This window comes from Stenotrophomonas sp. C9D9, assembly GCF_056491205.1.
On the sequence record NZ_JBSZIF010000006.1, the window covers coordinates 629,657 to 654,095 of the forward strand.

The window sequence follows — 24,439 nt, forward strand, 5'->3', positions numbered from 1 at the left end:
GGCTCCGGGAAGAGGGTGCTGTGGCGTATTGGGAACGTTCCCAGTCCTCATTTCAATGTGCACTGCACAAAAAGCCAATACTGCTTTGGGGCTAGCATTGTCCTGGATGGCCATTTGGCCATGATCAGCGACAGTTTCCGGGAACGGTTCCAATGAGCATCAGCATCAACGACGTCGCGCGCGTAGCGGGGGTCTCCAAGTCCACGGTGTCTCGCGTGCTCGGCGGCGGCCCGGTCAGCGAGGCCGTGCGTGGCCGGGTGGAGGCGGCGATCCGCCAGACCGGGTATCACCCCAACCTGCAGGCACGGCGCCTGCGCGCCCGGCACACCGGCATCATCGGGTTGATCGTGGCGGACATCCGCAACCCGTTCTTCACCGCGCTGATCCGCGCGGTGGAGGAGGTGGCCTATCGTGAAGGCCTTCGCGTCACCCTCTGCAACACTGACGAGGACCCCGAGCGTGAGGCGCTGTATCTGCAGTTGATGCACGAGGAGCGCATCAGCGGACTGATCTTTGCGCCCACCCGGACCACAGTGGGGCGCCTGGAACGGCTCGCAATGAACTATCCAACGGTGCTGGTGGACCGCGCCGCACCTGGCGGGTCGATCGACAGCGTGGTGCTCGACGATCCGGCCGCGATGGCGGGCCTGGTCGAGCATCTGGTGGCGCGTGGCTATCGCCGCATCGGCGGCCTGTTCGGCAGCACCAGCACCACGGCGGCGGAGCGGCGGGACGGCTATCTCGCTGCGATGCGCACGCATGGGCTGGATCCGGATTATCGCGAGGTTGAGCCAACGGCTGAAGCGGCCATTGCAACGGTCGATCAGTGGCTGGCCGGCCCGTCGCGGCCGGAGGCGCTGGTCGCCAGCAACAGCCTGCTGCTCATGGGGGCATTGAAGGCCGCCCGCAGCGCAGGGTTGGCAATTCCTGGCGGGTTGGCGCTGGCGGGCTTCGACAACGAACGCTGGACCGAGATGGTCGAACCGGGCATCACCGTGATCGAACAGCCGGTCGAAGAGATGGGGCGCGCAGCGATGTCGTTGCTGCTTGAGCGCCTGCGCGCACCGGAGCTACCGGTACGCCGGTTGGTGATGACGGGCCGGTGCGTGGTGAGGGGGTCAACCGCATGGAATCCAGAAGGACGACAACCAAGATCCAAGGCATGAGAGGACATCAAGGCCGACAGGCGCGTCGTCGCATGAGCCGACTGCTTACGCTTGGAGCCTGCTTCCTGGCCGGATCCTTGCTTGCGGAGACATCACCACCGAAGCGCACCTGGCTTGTAAGCGGCGCAGAGCTGATCACGCTACTGCAGGGAAAAGGGGCTGACGGATTCTGTGCCGGCGAACAGTGCCGGAATCTGTCCAGCGCCCGTGCCAGTGCCTACATCCAGGGTGCTGCCGATGCCAATCGTGGCCAGTGGTGTGGCCAAGGCCAGATCCTTCCACATGAACTGGTCGATCGTGTTGCCTCCCATCTCCAGCAACTGCCCCAGGACCGCTTGCAACAGAATGCTTCTTCGCTGGTTGTGGAAGGCCTGCGAACAGCGTTTCCTTGCGAACGCCGGGCATCGCGCGGTGGCATCGGACCGTCGAGGAGAAACTGACCCAACCTCATTGAAGTGATTTGCCAGGCTTGTTCCCCGCCGCAACCGGGGTTGGCAGCACGTGCCGCTGTCGAGAAATTCCGCGCGTTGACCGCAGATTGCTTCGGCTCGGGAACAATCCCAGCGCCCCACGTTCCAGACCAGGTAGTCCATAGCCTGCCTTCCTCGTCGAAGTAGCATCGACGCTTGGAGCATTAAGCACTTCCGCTGAATGCGTTCGGTCTACGGAAGCTATTGGATGAACACTGAAAGGACGATGGCGGGCGGGCCCGCCCCCATACGCGATGGTCGCCGGGATACCGAGATCCGTAACTACGTGATGAACCTCGGCCCCCAGCATCCCGCGGCCCACGGGGTCCTGCGCCTTGTGCTTGAGATGGATGGCGAGACAGTCGTGCGCGCGGATCCGCATGTGGGCCTGCTGCACCGGGGCACTGAGAAGCTGGCGGAGTCCAAGCCCTTCAACCAGTCCATCGGCTACATGGATCGGCTGGACTACGTATCCATGATGTGCAATGAACATGCCTACGTACGCGCGATCGAAACCCTTCTGGGAATCGAAGCGCCGATCCGGGCACAGTACATCCGTACGATGTTCGATGAGATCACCCGGATCCTCAATCACCTCATGAACATCGGAACGGGCGCGCTGGACCTTGGTGCCATGGCCGTGATGCTCTATGCATTCCGGGAGCGCGAAGAGCTGATGGACTGCTACGAGGCGGTATCCGGTGCTCGAATGCATGCCACCTACTATCGGCCAGGTGGCGTGTACCGTGACCTGCCTGAGCAGATGCCGAAGTACAAGGAGTCGCGCTGGAAGACGGGGAAGCAGCTGCGGCGGTTGAATGCCGCGAGGGAGGGGTCGCTGCTCGATTTCATCGAGAATTTTACCCGCGAGTTCCCGAACCGGATTGACGAGTACGAAACCCTACTCACCGACAACAGAATCTGGAAGCAACGTACGGTGGGCATTGGCGTCGTGAGCCCGCAGCAGGCCATGGACTGGGGAATGACCGGGGTGATGCTGAGAGGCTCGGGCGTGGCATGGGATCTGAGGAAGAAGCGCCCCTACGCGAAGTACGATGCCGTTGACTTCGACATTCCGATCGGCACCGCCGGTGACTGCTATGACCGCTACCTGTGCCGGGTCGCGGAGATGCGGCAGTCCAACCGCATCATCAGGCAATGTGTCGCCTGGCTTCGCGCCAACCCCGGCCCGGTGATGGTCCACAACTTCAAGGTGGCGCCGCCGTCCCGGCAGGAGATGAAGTCCGACATGGAAGCGCTGATCCATCATTTCAAGCTCTTCAGCGAGGGCTACCAGGTGCCGGCAGGTGAAACCTACGCAGCGGTCGAGGCGCCCAAGGGCGAGTTCGGTTGCTACCTGATCTCCGATGGCGCCAACAAGCCGTTCCGGGTGCACCTGCGTGCTCCCGGCTTCGCTCACCTCTCTTCTCTGGATGAAATCGTCAGGGGCCACATGCTGGCGGATGTCGTCGCCATGATTGGCACCTACGACATTGTGTTCGGCGAAGTGGATCGATGAGGAACCGGCTCAGCCCGCACATGGGGTGAACCACGTTCCGGCAGTCGCGAAGGGAACAGCCATGTGCAGCCTGAGCAGGTCTTCCACGGTGCTTGCCGCGCCCATCTCCAGGTCGAGGATACCGGGCTCCAGGATTGATCCCAGCAGAACGCCGACCGCGATCGCATGAAGGTTACGCGCCGCAGTGGCTGTATCAACGCCCTCGCGGAGCTGGCCCAGTGCCCCTGCGCGCTGGTATACAAGCTCCAGCATGCGGACCTCCGGCATGGCGCACGCTGCGAGCACGTCGCCTATGCCGCCCAGCTCACGTGATGCACCAGAGCGCAGGAGAAGCTCAACCGTTCGACGAACGCGTGGGGTGCGGCACGTGTGATCAAAGACCCTGACCAGGTCCGCAAACAGAAGCTTGAACGGGTCACTACACTGCCGGATGGCGACCTCCCGCAGTCCTTCGGATGCATCTGGCCGCCCTCGCGCGAAGAGTTCACCCAGCAGGTTCTGCCGGGACCCGAAGTGCCAGTAGATCGCGCCGCGCGAATGGCCGCACTCGGTGGCGATCAGCTCCAACGTTGCGCCCGCGGCTCCGTGGCGCAGTAGGCACACCAGTGCGGCATCGAGAATCCTCTCACGCGTGGCGTGTGCGTCTTGCCTGGTTCTTCTAGCCATGGCACGGTTGCATCCCTGCCGTTCGATGAGCCCGTGGCCGCGCGTCCTGATCGTCCTTAGACAAGGCGATGGGACGGACCATGGCCACAGCGCTGTACCGGGATCTGCGGCGCTTGAATGTCGATCTTCGGTTCATTGGCGGGGGCAGGGCAGGACAGTGAGCCAAGCCAGAGACCATCGGCGGCGAGACGCGCAGACTTCAGCGCGGGATCGTCCGCCTCGGACGGCTCGGTGGCCAGCTTCTTCTTCATCCACTCGATCCACTGCAACGCCGGCAACTGCGTGAGGTCCAGGCGAATGATCAGGGCCGAGAGCATTGCAACGTCGTGCCGTCTGCAGCCTTCCACGACAGATTCCACGTAAGCATTTGTAAAGGCGCCATGCCGGAGGCCGTTGGTACGCATCTTCTGCTCTACATCCAGGCTGAATCCATGGAGCCAGCTGGCGAAAGTGGCATCGATGAGATCCTGCTTGGAGTAGAAGTGATGGAACATCGCGCCACGGCTCACGCCCGAGAATTCAAGAATCTCACTGACAGTGACCGAAGACCGACCGTTGCGGACGATAAGCGCTGCCGTTTCGCGGATGAGTATGCCGGGCACACGCACGGACGAACTATGGGTAGCGTTCAAGAGAGCTTTCCTCATGTAGCGGGCGACCAACGATCCGCCAGGCCGGTACGGCCTGGCGGGTTGCCGTTCGAGCCAGTCAGTGATGCGCCGCGGATGCTTCGCTTTCGGCGCTCTTCCGGGAAGCGATAGGCCTGCCGAATTCAATCTCCGGGTCCGCCTTCTCGGGCTGCCATGCCCCCAGTGCCAGTTGCACCTGCACGTGGGCCATCAGCAGCCCGGCCTGTGCCGCCGCAAGCTCTCTGCGCGCCTTCTCGTGCAGCGCCTGCTGCTGCAGGCCGGCATCCTTCGGTTCGATTCCGGCGTCCACGCGGGAAGAAGCATAGGCCGAAGATCTGCTGCTGAGTGCCTCGGCATTCACCGCCTGTTGCATCCTGACGTTGGAACTCGTCCACGCATGCAGGGAGTCCTCACTCTCCTTCAGCGCAGTCAGCACGGTCTGCTCGAACGCATGCCAGCTCTGATCGCTGCCGGCGCGAGCGGCTTCCTCCCTGGCCTTTTTCCGGCCAAAGCTCAGCCACTCCCACTGAAGCTCCGGGCCGGCAGAGAAGCGCTTTGCACTGGAATCGCCCAGCGAACCGAACGGTGCAAGGATGCCGCCGAAGACATTCAGCGTGAGGCGCGGAAGGTGCGCGCGCTCGGCGAGTACGACGTTGCCAAGGCTTGCTCGCAGCAGTGCATCGGCCTTGGCGACGTCAGGCCGCCTCGCCAGGAGGTCGGTCGGCTGCGCAAGCGATGCAAGACCCGGCGGGGCCGGCAGAGGAGCCGGGGCCAGCAACGCCTCCCAAGTGTCGTCCCGCGCGGTCGGCGAGCGGCCCGCAAGAACCGCCAATGCGGCCCTGTCCGCCTGCAGCCGGGTAACGGTTGCCGCCTCCTGCGCCACCAGCTCGGCATGTTCGGATTCGACCGCAAGCGCCTCCCTGCGATCGACCAGCCCGGCCGCATACCGCGCCTTCACGCGCACAACGCGGGCCTTGCTCAGCTCAACCTCGCGCTCAAGAGAGGACAGGTTGATCTGGTCCATCCTGAGCAGGAAGTAGTTCTTCGCAATCTCGGCCTGGAGCACTGCGGCAGCCGACCTCGCGTCAGCCGCCGCCGCATCGGCCTTGCGATCGGCCATGGCTGCGGCGGTGCCAATGCGCCCGAACAGATCCAGTTCCCAGGAGAACATCTGTCCGGCGGACAGCAGTCTCTGGGAAGGGGGGCGGGGAAGATCCTGGCGATAGGGATCCGCTTCGATCTGGGCGGACTGCATGGCTTCGGCCTTGACCTGCAGCGCACCGCTCGGCAGATAGTCCTTGCGCGCCGCGCCTGCCAGCGCCCGCGCTTCCACCACGGCGGCAAGGGCAGACTTCAGGTCATGATTCCCACGCATGGCCAGGCTCACCAGTGCATCCAGGTTGGGGTCGGAGAAGTCCTTCCACCATTGCCTGTTGGGCGTCCCGGGCAGGACATCCGCGTCCAGCGCCGCCGGCGTGGGGGCCTGGCCCACATGATGCCGGGCTGCAGCGTCAGGGATCTCGGTCCTGGGGGCCACAGAGGCGCAGCCAGAAGACAGCGCCACGAGCACAGCAATCGACAGGCAGGCAACTCGATTTCCAATAGACATGATCATGCCTCCTCGGCCGGGTGAATGCGGTAGAGCGCGGCATACAGCGCTGGAATGAGACCCAGCGTGATCAGCGTTCCAAGGGCCAGGCCGCCGATCATCACGATCGACATGCTGGTCCACATGGAACCGCCAAACAGCAGCAGCGGGACAAGGCCGAGAATGCAGACCATCTTGGTCATCACGATGGGGCGCAGGCGCTTGGCCGCAGCCTCTTCAATGGCCTGGAGAGGAGGCAAGCCATCGCACTGGCCTTCGTCGATCGCATCGATGAGCAGAATCGCGTTGTTGACGATGATGCCAGCAAGTGCGAGCAGCCCCAGTGTTCCGATGAAGGTCAGGCTGGTGCCACTCAGCTTGAGTGCCAAGGTCGCGCCGATGACCACGAACGGAATGCTCGCCAGGACGATCAGGCTCTTGCGGATGCTCTCGAACTGCCATACGAACAACAGGAACATGGCAGCAAGGCAGAGCGGGAGCAGCTTCTCGATGCCTTCGTTGGCACTCTTGCTTTCTTCGATCTCGCCACCGAGTTCAACCCGCACGCCCTGCCTGCGGAATTCGGAAAGAAGCGGCTCCACCTTGTCCGCGATCCCCTGGGCCGTCAGCTCGGAGCTCTTTGCAAGTACGGTGACCGCGCGCGTCTGGTTCACTCGCTGGATTGAAGACAGCTGCGGCGCCAACCGAAGCTTGGCCACCTGGCCAAGGGGCACGCTTCCGCTGCCATCCGCCTTCTGGATCGGGAGTGCCTCAAGCTGGCCGATATCCGTGCGCAGCGCCGCCTCTCCGCGGAGGATGACCGGGAGAACGGTGTCGCCCTCACGATAGCGGGAGATCGTCGCGCCGGTCAGCAGCATGTCCATGCTCTTTGCGATGTCCGCACTGCTGATGCCAGCGGCTTGGGCCTTGGGCTGATCGACGTCTACATCAAGCTGGACAACCTGGCGTTCGGCATCGCTGGATACATCCACCATCCCCGGCGTGTCCTGCAGCGTGCGCAGCAGCTTCTCGGCGGCAATCCGATGTGCGCCGTCGCTGCTGGAGATGCGGAACGTCGCAACGCCGGCATCCGAAGATCCCATCGAGAATCGCTTGGGCTCCACCCGCACGTCCGGGAAGTGTGTTGCCATCACAGAACGCAGCCGCTCAATGGCCGCTTCATGCTTGACGCCCTTCGCAAGGGACAGCACGGCATACGCGCGGTGTCCTGCGGGAGTAGGGGGATTCAGTGCCAGGATGAAGCGTGGACCACCATCGCCCATGTACAGGGCATGGCTGGAGATCTCCGGAACGAGCTTCTCGTCGGCCAGTACCTTGCTGATCTGGTGAGCAACCGCCATCGTATTGGCCGGACTGGAATCCGGGGAAAGCTCAATGGCCATCTGCAGCTGATGGCGCTCGGACGGCGGCATCAGCTCGTTGGGGACGGTGGTGAACAACCAGCCGGAGGTTGCCAGCAGTGCAACCATTACGCCGATGTAGATGGCCTTGTGCCCCAGGATCCAGCGGACCTTGCCGCGGTACCAGCCCGTCAGCCGCTCGACCGCGCGTGCGGTGCGGCTGAGTTCGGCATGGTGATGGGCAAAGTACTTGCACAGCAGCGGAATCAGGGTAACGCCGATGACCAGCGACAACAGCAGCGCGATGGCCATCACGATGCCGAGGCTGCGCAGATACTCGCCGGTTTCCGTGCTGGAGATGGCCAGCGGCATGAACGCGAGGATGATCGCCAGCGAAGAAACCAGAAGCGGCACGAACATCGTGCTGCCTGCGTGAGCGGCAGCCTGGTCCGGCGACTCACCCAGCGAGAGCCGCCGCTCCATGTCCTCGGCAACCACGATCGCGTTGTCAACGAACAGGCCCAGGGCAATGATGATTGCACCCACCGAGATCATGTGCAGATCGATGTTCAGGATCTTCATGATTGCCATCGTCCCCAGCACCGTGGTCGGCACGATGGCGCTGACGATCAGGCCGGTCCTCATTCCAAGGAACAGCACGACGACCGCCATGACGATGGCCAGGGTCTCCAGGAAAACCTTGGCAACACGCAGCAGCTGGGTGGAAACAACCTCGGCCTGATCCGTGATCTGGACAAGCTGCATGCCGGCCGGCAGCGTTTCCGAAAGCCGTTCAACGTCGCCGCGCAGCAGATCGGCGAAGCTGACTACGTTGAGTCCTGGTGCCATGGAGACCGCTATTACGACGGCCGGCGTGCCATTGACGAATGCGCCGGTCATCGGCGGGTCCTGGGTCACCCGTTCCACTCGCGCAAGGGCGCCCAGAGGCACCGAGCCACCCTTCGGCAGCGGAATCGGCGTGCTCTTCAGCTGGGAGGGGTTGTCGGCGTCACCGCTCACGTTGAGCGCAATCTCCGACCCCCCGATCTCGACGTAACCCGCCGGCGCGATGACATTGCGCTTGGAAACCGCATCGGCAATCACATTGGGGTTGAGCCCGCGCGCAGCCAGGGAGGGCACGTCCAGGATGATCTGGACCTGCTCGTCCCTCACGCCATGCAGCGAGACACGCTCCACCCCGGGCAGCCGGAACAGTTCATCGCGCAGGCGGCGGGCTTCTGCCCGAAGCTCGCCTGCGCTGTAGCCTTCGCCGGTCAGGCCCATGGTCATCACCGCGACGCGCCCGAATTCGTCGTCCACGACCGGGCCAATCGTTCCCTCGGGAAGCTGGCTCTGGATGTCCCCCATGCGTGAGCGCAAGCGCTGCCACACGATGGGGATCTTTTCCGATTCCACGGTGGGGTAAAGATCAACGTAGGTGAACGCAAAACCTGGACGAACAGTCGTCCGGATGCGCTTGACCTCCGGCATTCCCCGAATGCTCTCCTCGATCGGGCGAGCGACAAGCTGCTCGACCCGGTCCACGCCGGCTCCTGGCATGAAGCTGAGTACCGTCGCCGTGCGAATGGTGATGGGAGGCTCTTCAGTGGACGGGAAGTCCAGCGCCAGAATGAGGCCGGTGAGGACGATCGCCATGATCGCCAGCAGAGTCAGTCGTGGACGCGCCAGTGAGAATGAGGAGAGGCTCATTGTTCTGATCCCATCTTCATGTCGACGGGCTTGATCTGCGTGCCGGGGCGGATGGCCTTGGCACCCGCGACCACGACGCGCTGACCGGCGGAAATCTGCCCACTCACCTCGATCCAGTCGCCGTGGTACTGACCCAGGCTCACTTCAGCAATTTCGGTCGTCTTGCCATCTTTTGCCAGCCGAAGCACCTGCCCCTTACCGCCAACGGCAGACGGCAGGACAGCACGAAATGGCACCTGGAGCCTGGCCGGGCCCGCATCCGCGCCAGTGATCTGGACCGACCAGGTCGAGCCCACGGTCGCCGCCTCGGGAACTGCGACGTACGCCGTACGCACGCCGCCGGCGTCGACGCGTCCGTCGACACGCAGCACCTTGCTCGCCACGGTGTCCGAGCCGCTGATCAGATTGACCATCTGCCCAACATCCAGGCGAGCGCTGCCCGGAATCGCGACAGACAGCTCACGGCCCGCACCATCGACCTGGATGGCAACAGCGCCGGGGCCCACGGACTGTCCAACTTCAACGTTGCGGGCGGCGACCACTCCATCGAAGGTGGCTCGCAGCGTGGCCTCCCCCTGTGACCAGCCGGCAAGTTCGTGCTGCGCGCGGGCGTTTCGAACAGCCGCCTTGGCGGCCGCCAGTTCGGCCTTCGCTGCGGTCATCTCCGCCGGGCTGAGCGCATCGGCCTTCTCTGCAACATTGAATCGCTCAACGCGACGCTGGACCTCGTCCAATGCCGCCTGCGCCCGTGCAACGTCACCTGCGGCGGAGGCCTCCTGTGCTGCGAATGGGATGGAATCCAGGCGGGCCAGCACCTCGCCTTTCTTTACGGCATCGCCAGGTTCAACGAGTACTGCAGATACCTTTCCGGAAACCGGGAAGGACAGCTGTCCTCGCTGCGTGGCGCGTACGGTGCCGATGTAAGAGCGCTGATCGCCAGTGGCCTGTCGAACGGATGCGACGTACGCGGTACGTGCTTCGGGCGCGGCGCTTTCCGGTGTGTCGGAGCAGCCCGTCATCGCGGACAGGGCAATGGCCAGTGCGCTGAGACGAGGCACCAACGACCGAGTCATATGGGTCTTCACGTTCGGTTCCTTGCATGGGTGGTCGGTTCCACAGACCGGTTCGGCGCCGTCGGGTCTGCAGGCGGCGTAAATTTAGGGGGACACCTGCACCACGAACAGGACAGTTCTGGACACACAGGGGCTTGAACAGGTCAACTGGGACAGATGGCACACCTGCTGATCCCTCGTGGCAGGTGGCGTCCCCGCCTGAATCTGGTCAGCGACGTGAGGGCGTTGTTACTGCTGGTGCCCTCGAAGGGACATTGGAGGACGGGCGGGGGACCCAAAAGGTCAGAATGTGTCCGCCACGTTGAAACAGGTCCCCTCGCGGCCCGACTATGTCGATGTCGAACTACCTTTCGAATACGTGATGGCCCCTATCCCCAAGAATCTGCCGGCATCCATGGACTGGCCTGTCGCCGGCGAGGATGCCGCGCTGGATGCTGTCGCTCTCCATGCTTCTGAAGATCCAAATTCCGCAAGCGAATCGCAGATTGCAGAGATAGTGCCCACAGGGGCGAGGGCGATCCTCGGCCTGGTCGAGGACCGCGGGTTCTCTCCAGAGGAGCTATGCCGCGGGCTCGGCTTCACTTATCGAGATCTATCGATGAGGGACGTGAGGCTGTCCTATCGGCAGATGCGCCAGTTGTTCATGCGGGCTGAGCGTTTGCTGGGCGAACCTGCGCTGGGCCTGGCATTGGGGGCCAGACAGACGCCTATTTCATGGGGCGTACCCGGATTGGCAATGCTCACCTGCGAGACCTACGGCGATGCACTGACATACGGCCTCACCCATCAGCAGGCAATCGGCTCGATGCTGATCCACACGGTGGAGGAGGTGGGAAGGGAGGTGAGAATGGAAGTCCGGTTCAAACGATTCGACATTCAACTGGAGTCAGTACTGGTCGAGGACGCGTTCGCCGGATTCGTTGCGGTCAGCAGATACGTGGTTGGACCATCATTCGCGCCACTCAGGGTTGATTTCTCCCTCCCCAAACCGTCTGATCCTGAAGTCTATCGACGATTCTTCCAGTGCCCTGTGCGCTTCGATGCTGGCGTCAATCGCCTGACCATAGACTCACATTGGTTGAGCGCGCGCTTGCCCGGATTTGATCGGGTCAATTCAAGAATTGTCCGGGAGCAGTTGGATTCACTTCTTCCAACGCGAGGGGGGCGCAATGAGATTGTTGAATCCCTGTCGAGCCATCTTCGATGTGATATCGAGGCAACGACCAAGCAGAGTGAACTTGCGAGCCTGATCAATGTCAGCGAAAGAACGCTCCGCCGCCGCCTGAGCCGGCAGGATTCCAGCTATCGGGAGATTCGGGACGAAGCGAGATATGAACGTGCCCGCGACCTCCTGCTGAACTCAGAGTTGAGCATCGCCGAGATTGCAGAGGCGGTTGGATATTCCGATGCCCGCGCATTCCGGCGCGCATTCAAGCGTTGGGCAGGCTGCCTGCCGACCGAGTTCCGGGAATCCAGGTAGGCAGCATCCACCTCGGTTCCCGCGCTGCGGAGGGCCATCGTTGGAAGCCTGGCCACCCAACCACACCGGCTCGACGACCAGCTCATGCTGCCGGCAGTGGATGCGCCATCGCGATCAATTGTACCTGTACGTGTTCGGTCCTCCCCAGCCCCCTCCATCACCTGGGTAGAACCATGAAGCGCATACGGCTGTTTGAATCGAAGATCGCCGCGAGATTTCTTCTCGGTTGATTCCTTTCCACACAACCTGCGAAAGCAATGCACTCCGCAAATCCCCAATACCCTGGTCCTGCATCAGCCATTCATCGATCCGCCACTCTGAAAAATGCACGGCCTGCCAGGCGCGGCACAACAGGCAGCTGGCGGCAGCGGGTCCCATGGATCATTGCAGGCATGGCAATGCTGTTGCTGGCCGCATGCAGCCAGGTTCACGTTGTCAGGTCAAACCAGGCCAGGACCTATGCAGGGCTCACCATGCACGGCGAGCGCCGGATGGAGATCGTGCCAGCGGGCAGCTCGCATGGGCGCTTTCAGACGGTGACTCTCGCACCCGTACTGCTGATGCCAGAGGTGGCCGCAACGCTGGGCCCGGGCATTGGCGAGCGCCTCAAGGCTGCCGTAAGCAGTCAGCTGCAGCGGCAGATCGACAGGCGCCTGGGCCGGAGCCTGACCGGGGCAGGGCAGCCGGGAACAGGGCTGTTGCTGCTTGCAAGGATCACCTCGGTGAAGGAGGCCTCTGCTGGCCTGAACATTGCCACATCGGTCCTTGTGGGGCCGGTAAGCAAGGGGCGGCTTTCCCTCGAGATCGAGGCGATCGACGCTAGCACTGGCAGGCAGGTAGCACTCCTGCTGCTGGCCGACGAGGCGGACATGAGAGACATCCGAAAAAGCTACACACCGGATGGCCATGCCAAGGCGCTTGCCGGTCGGCTTGCGATTGATGTGGTGGAATTCATTGCGCCGATGGTGAGACCACGCCAGCCTGTTTCACCATCGGCCGGATGAAGAGCGCCACCGATGCCGCGGTGGCGGCCCAGCCAAGTACATCGGGGTGCCTGTCGCCCTCCCATCGCGTAGATGGCTCACTCTAGCCCTTGGCCGCGCAACTGCGTACGAAGGGGGAAGTGCAGGGGGTATGCCGCTCGAGGGCAGGGGAAGCCCGTACCCTCACACCATTCACTCCACAGCGGCGAGAATGGCCTACCGGGCGCGCCCATTGTGCGGCCCGCCCACCGAATGCAGGAACGCTGAAATGTCCAACACCCCCTTTGGTGAATCGTCATGCGCTGCCGCCGCCAGCGGTTGCGTCGAGGTGCGCGGTGCGCGCGAACACAACCTCAAGAATGTCGACGTCTCCATTCCGCGCAATGCACTGGTGGTGTTCTCCGGCGTATCAGGTTCCGGCAAGTCATCGTTGGCCTTCGGTACCGTCTTTGCAGAGGCGCAGCGGCGCTACTTCGAGTCCGTTGCGCCGTATGCCAGGCGCCTGATCGATCAGGCGGGCGTGCCGGATGTGGACGCCATCGATGGCCTGCCGCCGGCAGTGGCCCTGCAGCAGCAGCGCGGGGCCAGCAATGCGCGTTCGTCAGTGGGCAGCGTGACCACCCTGTCCAGCCTGGTGCGCATGATGTACTCGCGTGCGGGTGCGTACCCGGCCAACCAGCCCATGCTGTACGCCGAGGACTTCTCACCCAACACGCCACAGGGCGCCTGCAGCACCTGCCATGGCCTGGGGCATGTCTACGAAGTGACCGAAGCACTGATGGTTCCGGACCCCTCGCTGAGCATCCGCGAGCGCGCCATCGCCTCCTGGCCGCCGGCCTGGCATGGCCAGAACCTGCGCGACATCCTGGTGACGCTGGGCTACGACATCGACGTGCCGTGGAAGAAGCTGCCCAAAAAGGACCGGGACTGGATCCTGTTCACCGAGGAAGCTCCCAGCGTGCCGGTCTATGCCGGGTTCACGCCCGCAGAGACGCGTGCTGCGCTCAAGCGCAAGCAGGAGCCCAGCTACATGGGCACCTATACCGGCGCACGCCGCTACGTGCTGCACACCTTTGCCAACACCCAGAGCGCACTGATGCGCAAGCGCGTGTCGCGCTACATGGAAGGCCGGTTGTGCCCGGCCTGCCACGGAAAGCGCCTGAAGCCGGAGGCGCTCTCGGTCACCTTTGCCGGCGTGGATATCGGTGAGTTCATGCGGCTGCCGCTGGACCAGCTGGCGGCGCTGCTGGAGCCCATCGCACAAGGTGATTTCGGCGCGCACAGCAAGGGCGCTCGCACCAGCAGGAGCGCGACACCCCGCGATCGCGCCCGGAGGGCCGCGTGTGGCCAGGCGACTCACGAGGGGGCCCCCGACGTGCGGCTGACCTCAGCCCTGTCCGAAGAGAAGCGCCTGGCAGCACAACGACTGGCAGGCGGGGTCATGGCCCGTGTACGCCAATTGCGTGACCTGGGCCTGGGGTATCTCTCGCTGGACCGCGCCACGCCAACCCTGTCGGCCGGCGAACTGCAACGCCTGCGGCTGGCCACCCAGCTCAGCTCGCTGCTGTTTGGCGTGCTGTACGTACTCGACGAGCCCTCGGCCGGCCTGCATCCGGCCGACAGCCAGGCGCTGTACGACGCGCTGGAACGGCTTCGCGATGGCGGAAACTCGGTGTTCGTCGTTGAACATGACCTGGAGCTGATGCGCCGCGCGCAGTGGCTGGTGGATGTAGGGCCGCAGGCAGGGGAACACGGCGGACGCGTTCTCTACAGTGGCGAGCCGGACGGCCTGCGCCAGATCCAGGAGTCGCGCACGGCGCAGTACCTGTTCGACCAGGTGCCGGCACCCGCCAGCCGGCAGCGCAACGCGAACAGCTGGCTGGAACTGAAGGGCATCCACCGCCACAACCTGCAGGGCGTGGACGCACAGGTGCCGCTGGGGCTGCTGACGGCCGTGACCGGCATTTCCGGTTCCGGCAAGTCCAGCCTGATGGCGCAGGTGCTACCCGAGCTGTTGCTGCTGCACCTCGGGCATGAGCCTGCGGACGACAACGCCGATAGCGCGCCCACCGACGGGCCGACCGTGATCGAAACGACGCGGGGCACATTGGCAGGCGATATGGACGCCATCCAGCGGGTGGTGCAGGTCGACCAGAAGCCCATTGGCCGCACGCCACGCTCCAACCTGGCCACCTATACCGGGCTGTTCGATCACGTGCGCAAGCTGTTCGCCGCCACGCCCGCCGCGCGCCGACGCCGTTTCGATGCGGGCCGCTTCTCGTTCAACGTGGCCAAGGGCCGGTGCGAGACCTGCGAGGGCGAGGGGTTCGTCAGCGTCGAACTGCTGTTCATGCCCAGCGTCTATGCGCCGTGCCCGACCTGTCATGGTGCCCGCTACAACGAAGCCACGCTGAAGGTGCAGTGGAACGACCGCAACATCGCCGACGTCCTGCAGATGACGGTTGACCAGGCGCATGCGTTCTTCAATGAAGAGGATGCCATTGCCCGCCCGCTGCAGTTGCTGCAGGAGATCGGCCTGGGCTACCTGCGGCTGGGCCAGCCGGCCACCGAACTTTCAGGCGGCGAGGCCCAGCGCATCAAGCTCGCCACCGAGCTGCAGCGCAGCCAGCGCGGGCGCACGCTGTATGTGCTGGATGAACCCACCACCGGCCTGCATGCATCGGACGCAGACAGGCTGTTGGTGCAGCTGCAGCGGCTGGTGGACGCGGGCAATACGGTGGTGATGATCGAGCATGACATGCGCGCGGTCGCACAGGCGGACTGGGTGATTGATGTAGGCCCCGGCGCTGGCGGGGCAGGGGGCACCATCGTCGCGAAGGGAACGCCGCAACAGGTGGCGCGCGCCAAAGGCAGCAGAACGGCGCCGTTCCTGGCGAAGGAGCTGGCTTCCCTGTAGCGCCGAGCCATGCTCGGCTATCGATGTCCGGCGCCGGAAGGCCAGCATCGAGGCAGCGCCTTTCAACAGGAAACGGGCTCCGGCACATTGCCGGAGCCCCTGTTGTTTACTTTTCCTGCAGGAACGTCAGCAGATCCTGGTTGACCTTGTCCTTGTGGGTATCGGTCAGGCCATGCGGCGCACCCGGGTACACAATCAGCCGGGCGCCCTTGATCAGCTTCGCCGACTGGCGGCCGGAGATGTCGAGCGGCACGATCTGGTCGTCATCACCGTGGATCACCAGCGTCGGCACGTCGAACTTCTTCAGGTCGGCGCGGAAGTCGGTGGCCGAGAACGCGGCGATCGAATCGTAGGTGTTCTTGTGGCCCCCCTGCATGCCCTGCGCCCACCATGCATCGATCAGGCCCTGCGACACCTTCGCGCCCGGGCGGTTGAAGCCGTAGAACGGGCCCGACGGGATGTCCTTGTACAGCTGTGCGCGGTTGTCCATCTGCGCCTTGCGGATGCCATCGAACACTTCCATCGGCAGGCCATTGGGGTTGTCGGCGGTCTTCAGCATGAGCGGCGGCACCGAACTGATCAGTACCGCCTTCTTCACCCGGCCGGTGCCATGGCGGCCGATGTAGCGCGCCACTTCGCCGCCGCCAGTGGAGAAGCCCACCAGGGTGACATCGTGCAGGTCCAGCGTGTTGATCACCGTGGCCAGGTCATCGGCGTAGTGATCCATGTCGTTGCCATCCCACGGCTGGCTGGAACGGCCGTGGCCACGACGGTCATGGGCGATGACGCGGTAGCCGTGGTTGGCCAGGAAGATCATCTGCGATTCCCAGCTGTCCGAGTTCAACGGCCAGCCGTGGCTGAAGGTAACGACCGGGCCGTCCTTGGGGCCCCAGTCCTTGTAGTAGAGCTGCACGCCATCGGCGGTGGTGATGTAGCTGGCGGTGCGCGCGATGCTGGTGACTGCCGCCGGCGTGGCCGGTTCGGCGGCCTGCGCGGACAGGCCGGCCTGGACCGAGAGGGCGAGGGCGGCAATGGCCAGGGTGCGGGCGAAGGTGTTCATGGGGGAACTCTCATGGGTGGGTGGTGAGGCGTACTTTGCGCCAACAATCAGGCGCCTGGGTGATGAACTGTCCGGATTTCTTGATAGATCGTCTTGCACGGTTGTGCACACACGAACCGCCAACCATTGCCCGTTGACAAGGGAGAACGCTCGTTCTACCTTGCAGCCATGCACAAGACCGGCACCGACACCGCGCAGAAGATCCTGGCCACGGCCGAGGCGCTGATCTACCAGAACGGGATCCACGCCACTGGCATGGACCTGCTGGTGAAGACCTCCGGCGTTGCCCGAAAGAGCATCTACCGACACTTTGAAAACAAGGACCAGGTGGCCGCTGCGGCACTGAACGCGCGCGACGTGCGCTGGCTCGCCTGGTTCCAGCAGGAGTGCGACAAGGCTGACACCCCGGAAGCACGCATCCTCGGCATGTTCACCGTGCTCAAGGGCTGGTTCCAGTCCGAGGGCTATCGCGGCTGCGCCTTCATCAACACCGCAGGCGAAGTCGGCGATCCCGACGATCCGATTCGCCACATCGCAAAACATCACAAGCAGAAGCTGCTCGATTACACGCTGGAACTCACCACGCAACTGGATATCAAGCAGCCAGACGCACTGGCGCGGCAGCTGCTGGTTCTCATGGAAGGCGCCATCACCGTCTCGCGCGTGATGGGCGACTACACCGCCGCAGACACTGCAAGGGATGTTGCAAAGGTGTTGTTGGAGCAGGCCAGGCGCTGACGCCTGAGTCATCAAAACCCGTCGAAGCACCCCGTTCATCCACTTGATTGGAGGCTCCACCATGTCCATTGAAGCACCCCGTCCGCCGCTCCCCCCGTTCACCCGTGAATCGGCCATCGAGAAAGTGCGTCTTGCCGAGGATGGCTGGAACTCCCGCGATGCGGACAAGGTTTCGCTGGCCTATTCGCTGGATACCGAGTGGCGAAATCGCGCCGAGTTCACCCATGGCCGCGAGGAGGCCCGGCACTTCCTGGCCCGCAAGTGGAAAAAGGAGCTTGAGTACCGGCTGATCAAGGAGCTATGGGCCTTCACCGACAACCGTATTGCCGTGCGCTACGCCTATGAGTGGCATGACGACTCCGGCAACTGGTTCCGTTCCTATGGAAACGAGAACTGGGAATTCGGCGCCGATGGCCTGATGCAAGGCCGCTTTTCGTGCATCAACGACATGCCGATCAAGGAAAGTGACCGCAGGTTCCACTGGCCGCTGGGGCGCCGCCCCGATGATCATCCGGGGCTGTCTGATCTGGGCATGTGATTCGCATTGCTTCCCGGAATGCAACATCACGTCCCCCTCCACGGGCCTACCGCAGCAACGGTGTGCTGCCTAGGCTGATCGCACACGGCACACGCCGTGTTCCTGGCCCACCGCTTGCGCAGTGGCCCGCCTTCCCATGAACCCTTCGGCCCGCTTGGCGGGCCTCTGTAGAGTCGCGCCATGCTCGACTATTGCCTGCCACCACGCCACGCGCCTCAACCGCGCCGCTAGCGTCCGCTTCCGGCCAACGGATGCACTCCTCATGTAAATCCGGCTAAGCTGCGGGGCGTCCACGCGTGGAAACGCCAGATCCCCTCAAGAGGCTGCCATGGAACCGCACTATCAGCTGCTGGCGAGCGTGCTCATGGGGGTGTTTGTCTTCCTGTTCTTTCTTGCACGTGACTACTTCAAGAGCCTCGGCTGGATGCTCGGCCCGTTCGACCCCAATCTAGGGTATCCCTCTGCTGCCAAGCTCATCTCAGCAGCCAACAAGACCATGCTCGTGATTGGGGCGCTCGTGTTGATCTGGGCCTTCATCGGGCCTTCTCCGTACCGCAGGAACTGGGAACTCGAGGCCATGGGCCTGGCCCTGGGGGCGTTGGCCTGCTATGTGCTGCTCATCCTTCTGGCCTCTACCCGCAGTCGATCCACACGGCAATGAGTCCAGCATCACGCACGGCCGTGGCAGCTCGCCCGGACCACAGCGATTGCTGACCACCGACGCGGCACCGTATCCGAGCGCCGCATGATGCAGTTCCGCAGGCCAGCCCACGGCGCGCTGTGGGCCTGTCTGGGCGGCTTTACCCGGGCATCAATACGCTGTCCACCAGGCGCACGTTTGCCAGAGGCGGCGTTGAAGATGACCGGCCAGCAGGCTCGGCCGACGATGCAGGCACACCCTGGACAGGCTTCACAGATCTGTACTACCCAGCCGGGCATAGTGCCCCTTGGGTAGTATGAGCGCGTCCATCCAGCCACGGGGTTTCCCCGAACGCCAGGAGGTCACTGTGCCAAGTTGGGACGAAGGAATGAAGTTGACGCGTCGCCAGGTGATCGCCGGCGGCGCCACGACCATGGCGATGTCCGCCGCACCGGGGGCATCATCGCTCGCCGCCGAACTGGCGGCGTCCCCGCCGCCCAGGCCGCCGGTCATCAGCACGGTGGCGTTGACCGTCAACGGCACGCATCGTGAGCTCGAGCTGGACACCCGCACGACGCTGCTCGACGCCCTGCGCGAACATCTGAAACTGACCGGCACCAAGAAGGGCTGCGACCACGGTCAGTGCGGCGCCTGTACCGTGCTGGTCAACGGTGAACGCATCAATGCGTGCCTCAGCCTGGCGGTGCAGCACCAGGGCGATGCCATCACCACCATCGAAGGCCTCGGAACCCCTGATGACCTGCATCCGATGCAGGCCGCCTTCATCAAGCATGACGGTTACCAGTGCGGGTATTGCACGCCGGGGCAGATCTGTTCGGCCATGGCGGTACTGGACGAGATCAAGCGCGGTGTCCCCAGCCATGCGCAGGCCGATGTCAGCGCACGGCCGCAGGCCACCAACGTGGAAATGCGCGAACGCATGAGCGGCAACCTCTGCCGCTGCGGCGCGTATTCCAACATTGCCGAGGCGATGCAAGAGGTCGCTGGCGCGGCCTCTGGAAGGGGGCGCTCATGAAGGTCTTCAGTTACGAGCGCGCGAAGTCTCCTGCCGAGGCCGCCAGGGCCGTCGCCGGCACCGAGGGCGCGAAGTTCCTGGCGGGAGGAACCAACCTGCTCGACCTGATGAAGCTGGAGGTCGAGACGCCCGCGCACCTGGTCGACGTGCAGGACATCGGCCTGGACAGGATCGAATCTACAGACGACGGCGGCCTGCGCATCGGCACGCTGGTCACCAATACCGCGCTGGCCTCGCATGAGCGCGTGCGCCGCGACTATGCGGTGTTGACCCGCGCAATCGTGGCAGGCGCGTCCGGGCAGCTGCGCAACAAGGCCACCACCGGCGGCAACCTGCTGCAGCGCACCCGTTGCCCGTACTTCTACGACCCCCATCTGCCCTGCAACAAGCGCCTGCCCGGATCAGGCTGCGGCGCGCTCGAAGGGTTCTCCCGGCAGATGGGCGTGATCGGCACCTCGGACAGTTGCATCGCGACCTATCCGGGCGATATGGCGGTGGCGCTGCGCGTGCTGGACGCCTCGATCCAGACCGTCAAGGGCGATGGCAGCACGCGCAGCATCCCGATTGCCGAGTTCCATCGTTCCCCGGGCGACACGCCACAGCAGGACAACGTGCTGCAGCGCGGTGAACTGATCACCCACGTCACGCTGCCGGAACCGCTGGGCGGCCGGCACGTGTACCAGAAGGTGCGTGACCGCGCGTCCTATGCGTTCGCACTGGTGTCGGTCGCCGCGGTCTTGCAGCGTGACGGCTCGGCGCGGTTCGCGTTCGGCGGGGTCGCGCCGAAGCCGTGGCGCATCGAGGCAGCCGAACCGGTGCTGCGCGAGGGCGTGAAGGCCGCGACCCGGCAGGTGTTCGCCGGTGCCCGTCCAACGCAGGAGAACGCGTTCAAGATCGCGCTCGCCGAGCGCACGCTCGCAGCCGTCCTGGCCGAAGGAGAGCGCTGATGCCCCTCGAATTCAACGCCCCCGCCGGCGACAACCTGTTCGACAAGGCCAAGGTGGTCGGCAAGTCGACGCCGCGCATCGACGGCCCACGCAAGACCACCGGCACCGCCCCGTATGCCTACGAGCGCCATGACGTCGCGCCGAATCAGGTCTACGGCTACATCGTCGGCGCGGGCATCGGCAAGGGGCGCATCATCTCGATGGATGTCTCCCGCGCACGTGCCGCCCCCGGCGTGCTGGCGGTCATCACCGCACCGGAAACCAAGCCGGTCGGCAAGTCGAACTGGAACAACGCGCCACTGTTCGGCGGGCCCGAGGTCGCCCATTACCACCAGGCCATTGCCTGCGTGGTGGCCGAGACCTTCGAGCAGGCCCGCGCCGCTGCGGCGTTGATCCGCACCCGTTACGAGCGCGGCAAGGGGCGCTTCGATTTCCCAGCGCTCGCGCCGTCCGCGCCGCTGGCCAAGGGGCGCGGTGGCAAGCCCGACCGGCAGACGCTGGGTGATTTCGACAGCGCTTACGCGAGCGCGGCGGTCAAGCTCGACGAGACCTACCACACAGCCGACGAAAGTCATTCGATGATGGAGCCGCACGCCACCATCGCCGCCTGGGAAGGCGACACGCTCACCCTGTGGACCTCGAACCAGATGATCGACTGGGCCAGGCAGGGCATGGCCGCGATCCTCGGCATCGATCCCGACAAGGTGCGTGTGGACTCGCCCTATATCGGCGGCGGCTTCGGCGGCAAGCTGTTCATCCGCGCCGATGCAGTGCTGGCCGCACTGGCCGCCAAGCAGGTCGGGCGGCCGGTGAAGATCGCGTTGCAGCGTCCATTGATGCCCAACAACACCACGCACCGGCACGCGACCATCCAACGCGTCCGGATCGGTTGCGCGAAAGACGGCAGGGTCTCCGCCATCGCCCATGAGAACTGGTCGGGCAACATCAACGGCGAGGACGGCGAGAACGGCACCCTGCAGACGCCCAAGCTCTATGCAGGCGCCAACCGCCTGGTGGCCAACTACATCGCCACGCTCGACATGCCCGAAGGCAATGCGATGCGCGCGCCGGGCGAAGCGCCGGGCCACATGGCGCTGGAAGTGGCGATGGACGAAATGGCCGAGAAGCTGGGCCTCGACCCGATCGCGTTTCGCATCCTCAACGAACCCGAGGTCGTACCCGGCGATCCGAGCAAGAAGTTCTCCGACCGCAACCTGGTGCGCTGCCTGCGCGAGGGCGCGGAACGCTTCAACTGGAACAAGCGCAACGCCAAGCCGGCGCAGGTAAGGGAAGGGCACTGGCTGGTCGGAATGGGCGTGTCCGCAGGCTATCGCGGCGCACCGACGATGAAGTCGGCGGCGCGGGTCCGGCTTGACGGCCAGGGCGGGGTGATCGTGGAAACCGACATGACCGACATCGGCACCGGCTCCTACACGATCATCGCGCAGACGGCAGCCGAGACCATGGGCGTGCCGCTGGACCGGGTCCAGGTGACCCTCGGCGACTCCCGTCATCCCGCCTCCGCCGGTTCCGGTGGCCAGTGGGGCGCGGCAAGCTCCACCGCAGGCGTGTACGCGGCGTGCGTCAGCCTGCGCCGCAAGGTGGGCGAGAAACTGGGCTTCGAGGGCGATACCGCAAACTTCGCCAATGGCCGTATCCAGGCGGGTGGGCGGACCATCGAGCTGGCCGAAGCGGGGACACTGTCGGCAGAGGACGGCATTGCCTTCGGCAACTTCAAGCAGGGGTACGACGTCGGCACCTATGCAGCGCATTTCTGCGAGGTTGCCGTGCATGCCTACACGGGAGAGACGCGCATCCGCAGGATGCTTGCCGTATGCGATGGCGGCCGGATCCTCAACCCGCTGTCCGCACGCAGCCAGGTCATCGGCGGGATGGTGATGGGCGCAGGCGCGACCCTGATGGAGGAACTGGTGGTCGACAAGCGGCTTGGCTTGTTCATCAACCACGACCTTGCGGGCTACGAGGTTCCCGTACACGCCGATATTCCACACCAGCAGGTGGTCTTCCTCGACACGCTGGACCCGGTGATCTCGCCGATGAAAGCCAAGGGTGTCGGTGAGCTGGGCATCTGTGGGGTCGGGGCCGCGATCGCCAATGCGGTCTACAACGCCACCGGTGTGCGCGTGCGCAACTATCCCATCACCCTGGACAAGCTGTTGCCCGGCTTGCCCGACGTAGGCTGACCGTTGCGCATGGACCGACCCGTGGCCCCACCCGCCTTGGAGGCCTCTGCGGCACAGGGAGTGGAGCCCAGGCAGGCTGCCGGGCACCTGTCCGCGGCGCCGGGCTTCCTCACCGAAGGAAGCCCGCGCGGCGTGCTCGAGGCGGCGGTGACGCACCTGCGCGCGGCGGAGCACGCCGTGCTCGCGCTGGTGCTGGAAATCGATGGCTCCACCTACGCCGGTGCCGGTGACATGGTGCTGTTCTGCAACGGCAGCCAGGTCGGCTGGCTCAGCGGCGGATGCCTGGAGCCCGAGCTCGCGCGCCGCGCGGAGCAGGTGAGCGCGGCAGGGCAGGTCGACTGGATCGAGATCGACACCCGCAGTGACGATGACCTGTTGAGTGGGTCCGCGCTCGGCTGCCGCGGCCGGCTTCGGATTGCGCTCCTGCCATTGCGTGCCATGTCCGGCATCGACGCCGTGATCGAGGCATGGCTCCGCGAGGGGGTGCCACTCCAGCGCGACCTTCGCACCTCGGGGCAGATCGTCTTCCGCGCCGGCCATTGCGAGCAGGCATGGCAGCTGCATCCGATGGACGGGGCGCAGTCCTTTGGAGAAGCAGCGTGGCGTTTGCCGTTGCCCCGGCTTCCGCGGGCCCTGCTGTTCGGGGGCGGTCCCGAAACGCCCTTCCTGGTTCCGTTGCTGCGGGGCCTGGGGTGGCGGGTCAGCGTGGCCGAACGACGAGCGCGCTGGTCCTCAGCAGGGCAGGGCGCGGATGCACAGCTCCAGGTGAGCCCGGCCGAGGCCCTCCATGCCGCCCCGTGCGACGCAGTGCTGGTGATGCACCACGACTTCGAGCTGGACCGCGAGGCGCTGGTGGCCCTGGCCGATACCGAGGTTGCCTTCATTGGACTTCTGGGTCCGCGGCGAAGGCGTGAGGATCTGTTCAAACTGCTGACACAGGATCAGCGCAACCGCCTGTCTTCCAGGCTTCGATCACCGGTCGGCCTCAACATCGGCGGGCGGGGGCCGGAGGCGATTTCGCTCAGCATTGCCGCGCAGCTGCAGCAATGGCGAAGCACCGCCGGCACGTGACGGCCGCGCATGCGGTCGTCGTGCTTGCTGCGGGCGGCAGCACCCGGCTTGGCCAGCCCAAGCAGCTTCTGACCCGGCAGGGCGAGACCCTGGTGCATCGCGTGGTGCGGCTGGCGCTGGAGCTCGTGCCAGCGCAGGTGTTGGTGGTGGTGGGCGGGAACGCACAGGCCGTGACATCCAGTATTTCCGGACTGGATGCCACCCCGGTAACCAACCACCACTGGGAAAGCGGCCTGGCCAGCAGCCTGCAGGTTGCTGGCACACACCTGCTGCCCAGTGTGGCCGCCGTGATGGTTGTGGCATGCGACCAGCCCGCGATCGAGCACGCCCATCTGCAGGCGTTGCTTTCGGGGGTCAGCGCGTCTGCGTCAGGATGCGCTGGCACCCGTCACGGAAACGCCCTTGGCGTTCCTGCAGTGGTGCCGCGCGCATGGTTCAATCAGGTGGGTGCAAGCGGTGACCGCGGCTTCGGAGCGCGCTTGAGGCAGCTTCCCATCGATGCCGTGCATGTCCTTCAAGCGCCGGAGCTGGGCCTGGATATCGACACGCCAGAAGATCTCGCGCGTGCGCGCCTTGCGGGCTGGATCGATGCCGGGAGGTGAGTCGTCGGCTACGATGGTGGCGCCGGCATCTGCGCCGGCGG

At 64.6% G+C, this 24,439-nt stretch carries 20 protein-coding genes; 14 read left to right on the forward strand and 6 right to left on the reverse strand.

Annotated elements, in window-relative coordinates:
* Window positions 1-152: 152 nt before the first annotated feature.
* The 3 genes from ACXI0D_RS18410 (at window position 153) to ACXI0D_RS18420 (ending at window position 3,155) form a co-directional block, all read left to right on the forward strand.
* Complete coding sequence (locus ACXI0D_RS18410) at window positions 153-1,166, forward strand: LacI family DNA-binding transcriptional regulator (RefSeq protein WP_479642922.1); 1,014 nt, start codon at window positions 153-155, stop codon at window positions 1,164-1,166.
* Between the two features lie 32 nt (window positions 1,167-1,198).
* Complete coding sequence (locus ACXI0D_RS18415) at window positions 1,199-1,606, forward strand: Rap1a/Tai family immunity protein (RefSeq protein WP_119006274.1); 408 nt, start codon at window positions 1,199-1,201, stop codon at window positions 1,604-1,606.
* Between the two features lie 256 nt (window positions 1,607-1,862).
* Window positions 1,863-3,155: an NADH-quinone oxidoreductase subunit D gene (locus ACXI0D_RS18420; protein ID WP_479643106.1), complete on the forward strand. Its 1,293-nt coding sequence runs from the start codon at window positions 1,863-1,865 to the stop codon at window positions 3,153-3,155.
* A 9-nt stretch (window positions 3,156-3,164) separates the two neighbouring features.
* Here the strand turns inward: ACXI0D_RS18420 and ACXI0D_RS18425 are convergent, their stop codons facing one another.
* From ACXI0D_RS18425 to ACXI0D_RS18445, 5 genes are all read right to left on the reverse strand, one after another.
* Window positions 3,165-3,821 carry a TetR family transcriptional regulator gene (locus tag ACXI0D_RS18425; protein ID WP_479642923.1) on the reverse strand — a complete coding sequence of 219 codons (657 nt, stop codon included), beginning with the start codon at window positions 3,819-3,821 and terminating at the stop codon, window positions 3,165-3,167.
* A gap of 56 nt (window positions 3,822-3,877) precedes the next feature.
* Window positions 3,878-4,453 carry a TetR/AcrR family transcriptional regulator gene (locus tag ACXI0D_RS18430; RefSeq protein ID WP_479642924.1) on the reverse strand — a complete coding sequence of 192 codons (576 nt, stop codon included), beginning with the start codon at window positions 4,451-4,453 and terminating at the stop codon, window positions 3,878-3,880.
* Between the two features lie 76 nt (window positions 4,454-4,529).
* Complete coding sequence (locus tag ACXI0D_RS18435; protein ID WP_458220004.1) at window positions 4,530-6,065, reverse strand: TolC family protein; 1,536 nt, start codon at window positions 6,063-6,065, stop codon at window positions 4,530-4,532.
* Window positions 6,062-9,109 carry an efflux RND transporter permease subunit gene (locus tag ACXI0D_RS18440; protein WP_479642925.1) on the reverse strand — a complete coding sequence of 1,016 codons (3,048 nt, stop codon included), beginning with the start codon at window positions 9,107-9,109 and terminating at the stop codon, window positions 6,062-6,064. The genes ACXI0D_RS18435 and ACXI0D_RS18440 overlap by 4 nt, the downstream gene beginning before the upstream one ends.
* The gene (locus ACXI0D_RS18445) at window positions 9,106-10,194 is read right to left on the reverse strand and encodes an efflux RND transporter periplasmic adaptor subunit (RefSeq protein WP_458220003.1); all 1,089 of its coding nucleotides are present in this window, start codon (window positions 10,192-10,194) and stop codon (window positions 9,106-9,108) included. Before ACXI0D_RS18445 ends, ACXI0D_RS18440 begins: the two co-directional genes overlap by 4 nt.
* Window positions 10,195-10,576: 382 nt before the next feature.
* Here ACXI0D_RS18445 and ACXI0D_RS18450 point away from each other — a divergent pair, with 382 nt between their 5' ends.
* From ACXI0D_RS18450 to uvrA, 3 genes are all read left to right on the forward strand, one after another.
* Window positions 10,577-11,662, forward strand: a complete 1,086-nt coding sequence (locus tag ACXI0D_RS18450) for an AraC family transcriptional regulator (RefSeq protein WP_014037210.1) — start codon at window positions 10,577-10,579, stop codon at window positions 11,660-11,662.
* Between the two features lie 392 nt (window positions 11,663-12,054).
* Window positions 12,055-12,666 carry a DUF3313 family protein gene (locus ACXI0D_RS18455; protein ID WP_259337353.1) on the forward strand — a complete coding sequence of 204 codons (612 nt, stop codon included), beginning with the start codon at window positions 12,055-12,057 and terminating at the stop codon, window positions 12,664-12,666.
* A 247-nt stretch (window positions 12,667-12,913) separates the two neighbouring features.
* On the forward strand, window positions 12,914-15,562 hold the full coding sequence (gene uvrA, locus ACXI0D_RS18460) for an excinuclease ABC subunit UvrA (RefSeq protein ID WP_479642926.1): 2,649 nt from the start codon (window positions 12,914-12,916) through the stop codon (window positions 15,560-15,562).
* A 106-nt stretch (window positions 15,563-15,668) separates the two neighbouring features.
* Here uvrA and ACXI0D_RS18465 read toward each other — a convergent pair whose 3' ends face one another.
* Window positions 15,669-16,622 (reverse strand): alpha/beta fold hydrolase, encoded by a 954-nt coding sequence (locus ACXI0D_RS18465; RefSeq protein ID WP_479642927.1) that lies wholly within the window; start codon window positions 16,620-16,622, stop codon window positions 15,669-15,671.
* A 168-nt stretch (window positions 16,623-16,790) separates the two neighbouring features.
* On the opposite strand from ACXI0D_RS18465, the gene ACXI0D_RS18470 reads away from it, so the two are divergent.
* The 8 genes from ACXI0D_RS18470 to ACXI0D_RS18505 all read left to right on the forward strand — a co-directional run bounded on the left by ACXI0D_RS18470 (window position 16,791) and on the right by ACXI0D_RS18505 (window position 24,398).
* Window positions 16,791-17,360 (forward strand): TetR/AcrR family transcriptional regulator, encoded by a 570-nt coding sequence (locus ACXI0D_RS18470; RefSeq protein WP_101765485.1) that lies wholly within the window; start codon window positions 16,791-16,793, stop codon window positions 17,358-17,360.
* A gap of 61 nt (window positions 17,361-17,421) precedes the next feature.
* Window positions 17,422-17,898, forward strand: a complete 477-nt coding sequence (locus tag ACXI0D_RS18475) for a nuclear transport factor 2 family protein (protein WP_479642928.1) — start codon at window positions 17,422-17,424, stop codon at window positions 17,896-17,898.
* A 328-nt stretch (window positions 17,899-18,226) separates the two neighbouring features.
* Window positions 18,227-18,559 (forward strand): hypothetical protein, encoded by a 333-nt coding sequence (locus ACXI0D_RS18480; RefSeq protein WP_101765483.1) that lies wholly within the window; start codon window positions 18,227-18,229, stop codon window positions 18,557-18,559.
* Window positions 18,560-18,926: 367 nt separating this feature from the next.
* Entirely contained in the window at window positions 18,927-19,574 is a 648-nt protein-coding gene (gene paoA / locus ACXI0D_RS18485) for an aldehyde dehydrogenase iron-sulfur subunit PaoA (protein WP_479642929.1), read from the forward strand.
* Window positions 19,571-20,521 carry an FAD binding domain-containing protein gene (locus ACXI0D_RS18490; protein ID WP_479642930.1) on the forward strand — a complete coding sequence of 317 codons (951 nt, stop codon included), beginning with the start codon at window positions 19,571-19,573 and terminating at the stop codon, window positions 20,519-20,521. The genes paoA and ACXI0D_RS18490 overlap by 4 nt, the downstream gene beginning before the upstream one ends.
* Window positions 20,521-22,725 (forward strand): aldehyde oxidoreductase molybdenum-binding subunit PaoC, encoded by a 2,205-nt coding sequence (gene paoC, locus ACXI0D_RS18495; RefSeq protein WP_479642931.1) that lies wholly within the window; start codon window positions 20,521-20,523, stop codon window positions 22,723-22,725. Before ACXI0D_RS18490 ends, paoC begins: the two co-directional genes overlap by 1 nt.
* Window positions 22,726-22,734: 9 nt before the next feature.
* Complete coding sequence (locus ACXI0D_RS18500; RefSeq protein WP_479642932.1) at window positions 22,735-23,796, forward strand: XdhC family protein; 1,062 nt, start codon at window positions 22,735-22,737, stop codon at window positions 23,794-23,796.
* Window positions 23,772-24,398, forward strand: coding sequence for a nucleotidyltransferase family protein (locus tag ACXI0D_RS18505; protein ID WP_119006264.1), 627 nt, complete (start codon window positions 23,772-23,774; stop codon window positions 24,396-24,398). The genes ACXI0D_RS18500 and ACXI0D_RS18505 overlap by 25 nt, the downstream gene beginning before the upstream one ends.
* Window positions 24,399-24,439 lie beyond the last annotated feature (41 nt).

Excerpts from the sequence above, each read along its gene's own strand:
- ACXI0D_RS18410 (WP_479642922.1), top strand. The coding sequence starts at position 153 with ATGAGCATCAGCATCAACGACGTCGCGCGCGTAGCGGGGGTCTCCAAG.
- ACXI0D_RS18415 (WP_119006274.1), top strand. The coding sequence starts at position 1,199 with ATGAGCCGACTGCTTACGCTTGGAGCCTGCTTCCTGGCCGGATCCTTG.
- ACXI0D_RS18420 (WP_479643106.1), top strand. The coding sequence starts at position 1,863 with ATGGCGGGCGGGCCCGCCCCCATACGCGATGGTCGCCGGGATACCGAG.
- ACXI0D_RS18425 (WP_479642923.1), bottom strand. The coding sequence starts at position 3,821 with ATGGCTAGAAGAACCAGGCAAGACGCACACGCCACGCGTGAGAGGATT.
- ACXI0D_RS18435 (WP_458220004.1), bottom strand. The coding sequence starts at position 6,065 with ATGATCATGTCTATTGGAAATCGAGTTGCCTGCCTGTCGATTGCTGTG.
- ACXI0D_RS18440 (WP_479642925.1), bottom strand. The coding sequence starts at position 9,109 with ATGAGCCTCTCCTCATTCTCACTGGCGCGTCCACGACTGACTCTGCTG.
- ACXI0D_RS18450 (WP_014037210.1), top strand. The coding sequence starts at position 10,577 with ATGGACTGGCCTGTCGCCGGCGAGGATGCCGCGCTGGATGCTGTCGCT.
- ACXI0D_RS18455 (WP_259337353.1), top strand. The coding sequence starts at position 12,055 with ATGGCAATGCTGTTGCTGGCCGCATGCAGCCAGGTTCACGTTGTCAGG.
- uvrA (WP_479642926.1), top strand. The coding sequence starts at position 12,914 with ATGTCCAACACCCCCTTTGGTGAATCGTCATGCGCTGCCGCCGCCAGC.
- ACXI0D_RS18465 (WP_479642927.1), bottom strand. The coding sequence starts at position 16,622 with ATGAACACCTTCGCCCGCACCCTGGCCATTGCCGCCCTCGCCCTCTCG.
- ACXI0D_RS18470 (WP_101765485.1), top strand. The coding sequence starts at position 16,791 with ATGCACAAGACCGGCACCGACACCGCGCAGAAGATCCTGGCCACGGCC.
- ACXI0D_RS18475 (WP_479642928.1), top strand. The coding sequence starts at position 17,422 with ATGTCCATTGAAGCACCCCGTCCGCCGCTCCCCCCGTTCACCCGTGAA.
- ACXI0D_RS18480 (WP_101765483.1), top strand. The coding sequence starts at position 18,227 with ATGGAACCGCACTATCAGCTGCTGGCGAGCGTGCTCATGGGGGTGTTT.
- paoA (WP_479642929.1), top strand. The coding sequence starts at position 18,927 with ATGAAGTTGACGCGTCGCCAGGTGATCGCCGGCGGCGCCACGACCATG.
- ACXI0D_RS18490 (WP_479642930.1), top strand. The coding sequence starts at position 19,571 with ATGAAGGTCTTCAGTTACGAGCGCGCGAAGTCTCCTGCCGAGGCCGCC.
- paoC (WP_479642931.1), top strand. The coding sequence starts at position 20,521 with ATGCCCCTCGAATTCAACGCCCCCGCCGGCGACAACCTGTTCGACAAG.
- ACXI0D_RS18500 (WP_479642932.1), top strand. The coding sequence starts at position 22,735 with ATGGACCGACCCGTGGCCCCACCCGCCTTGGAGGCCTCTGCGGCACAG.
- ACXI0D_RS18505 (WP_119006264.1), top strand. The coding sequence starts at position 23,772 with ATGGCGAAGCACCGCCGGCACGTGACGGCCGCGCATGCGGTCGTCGTG.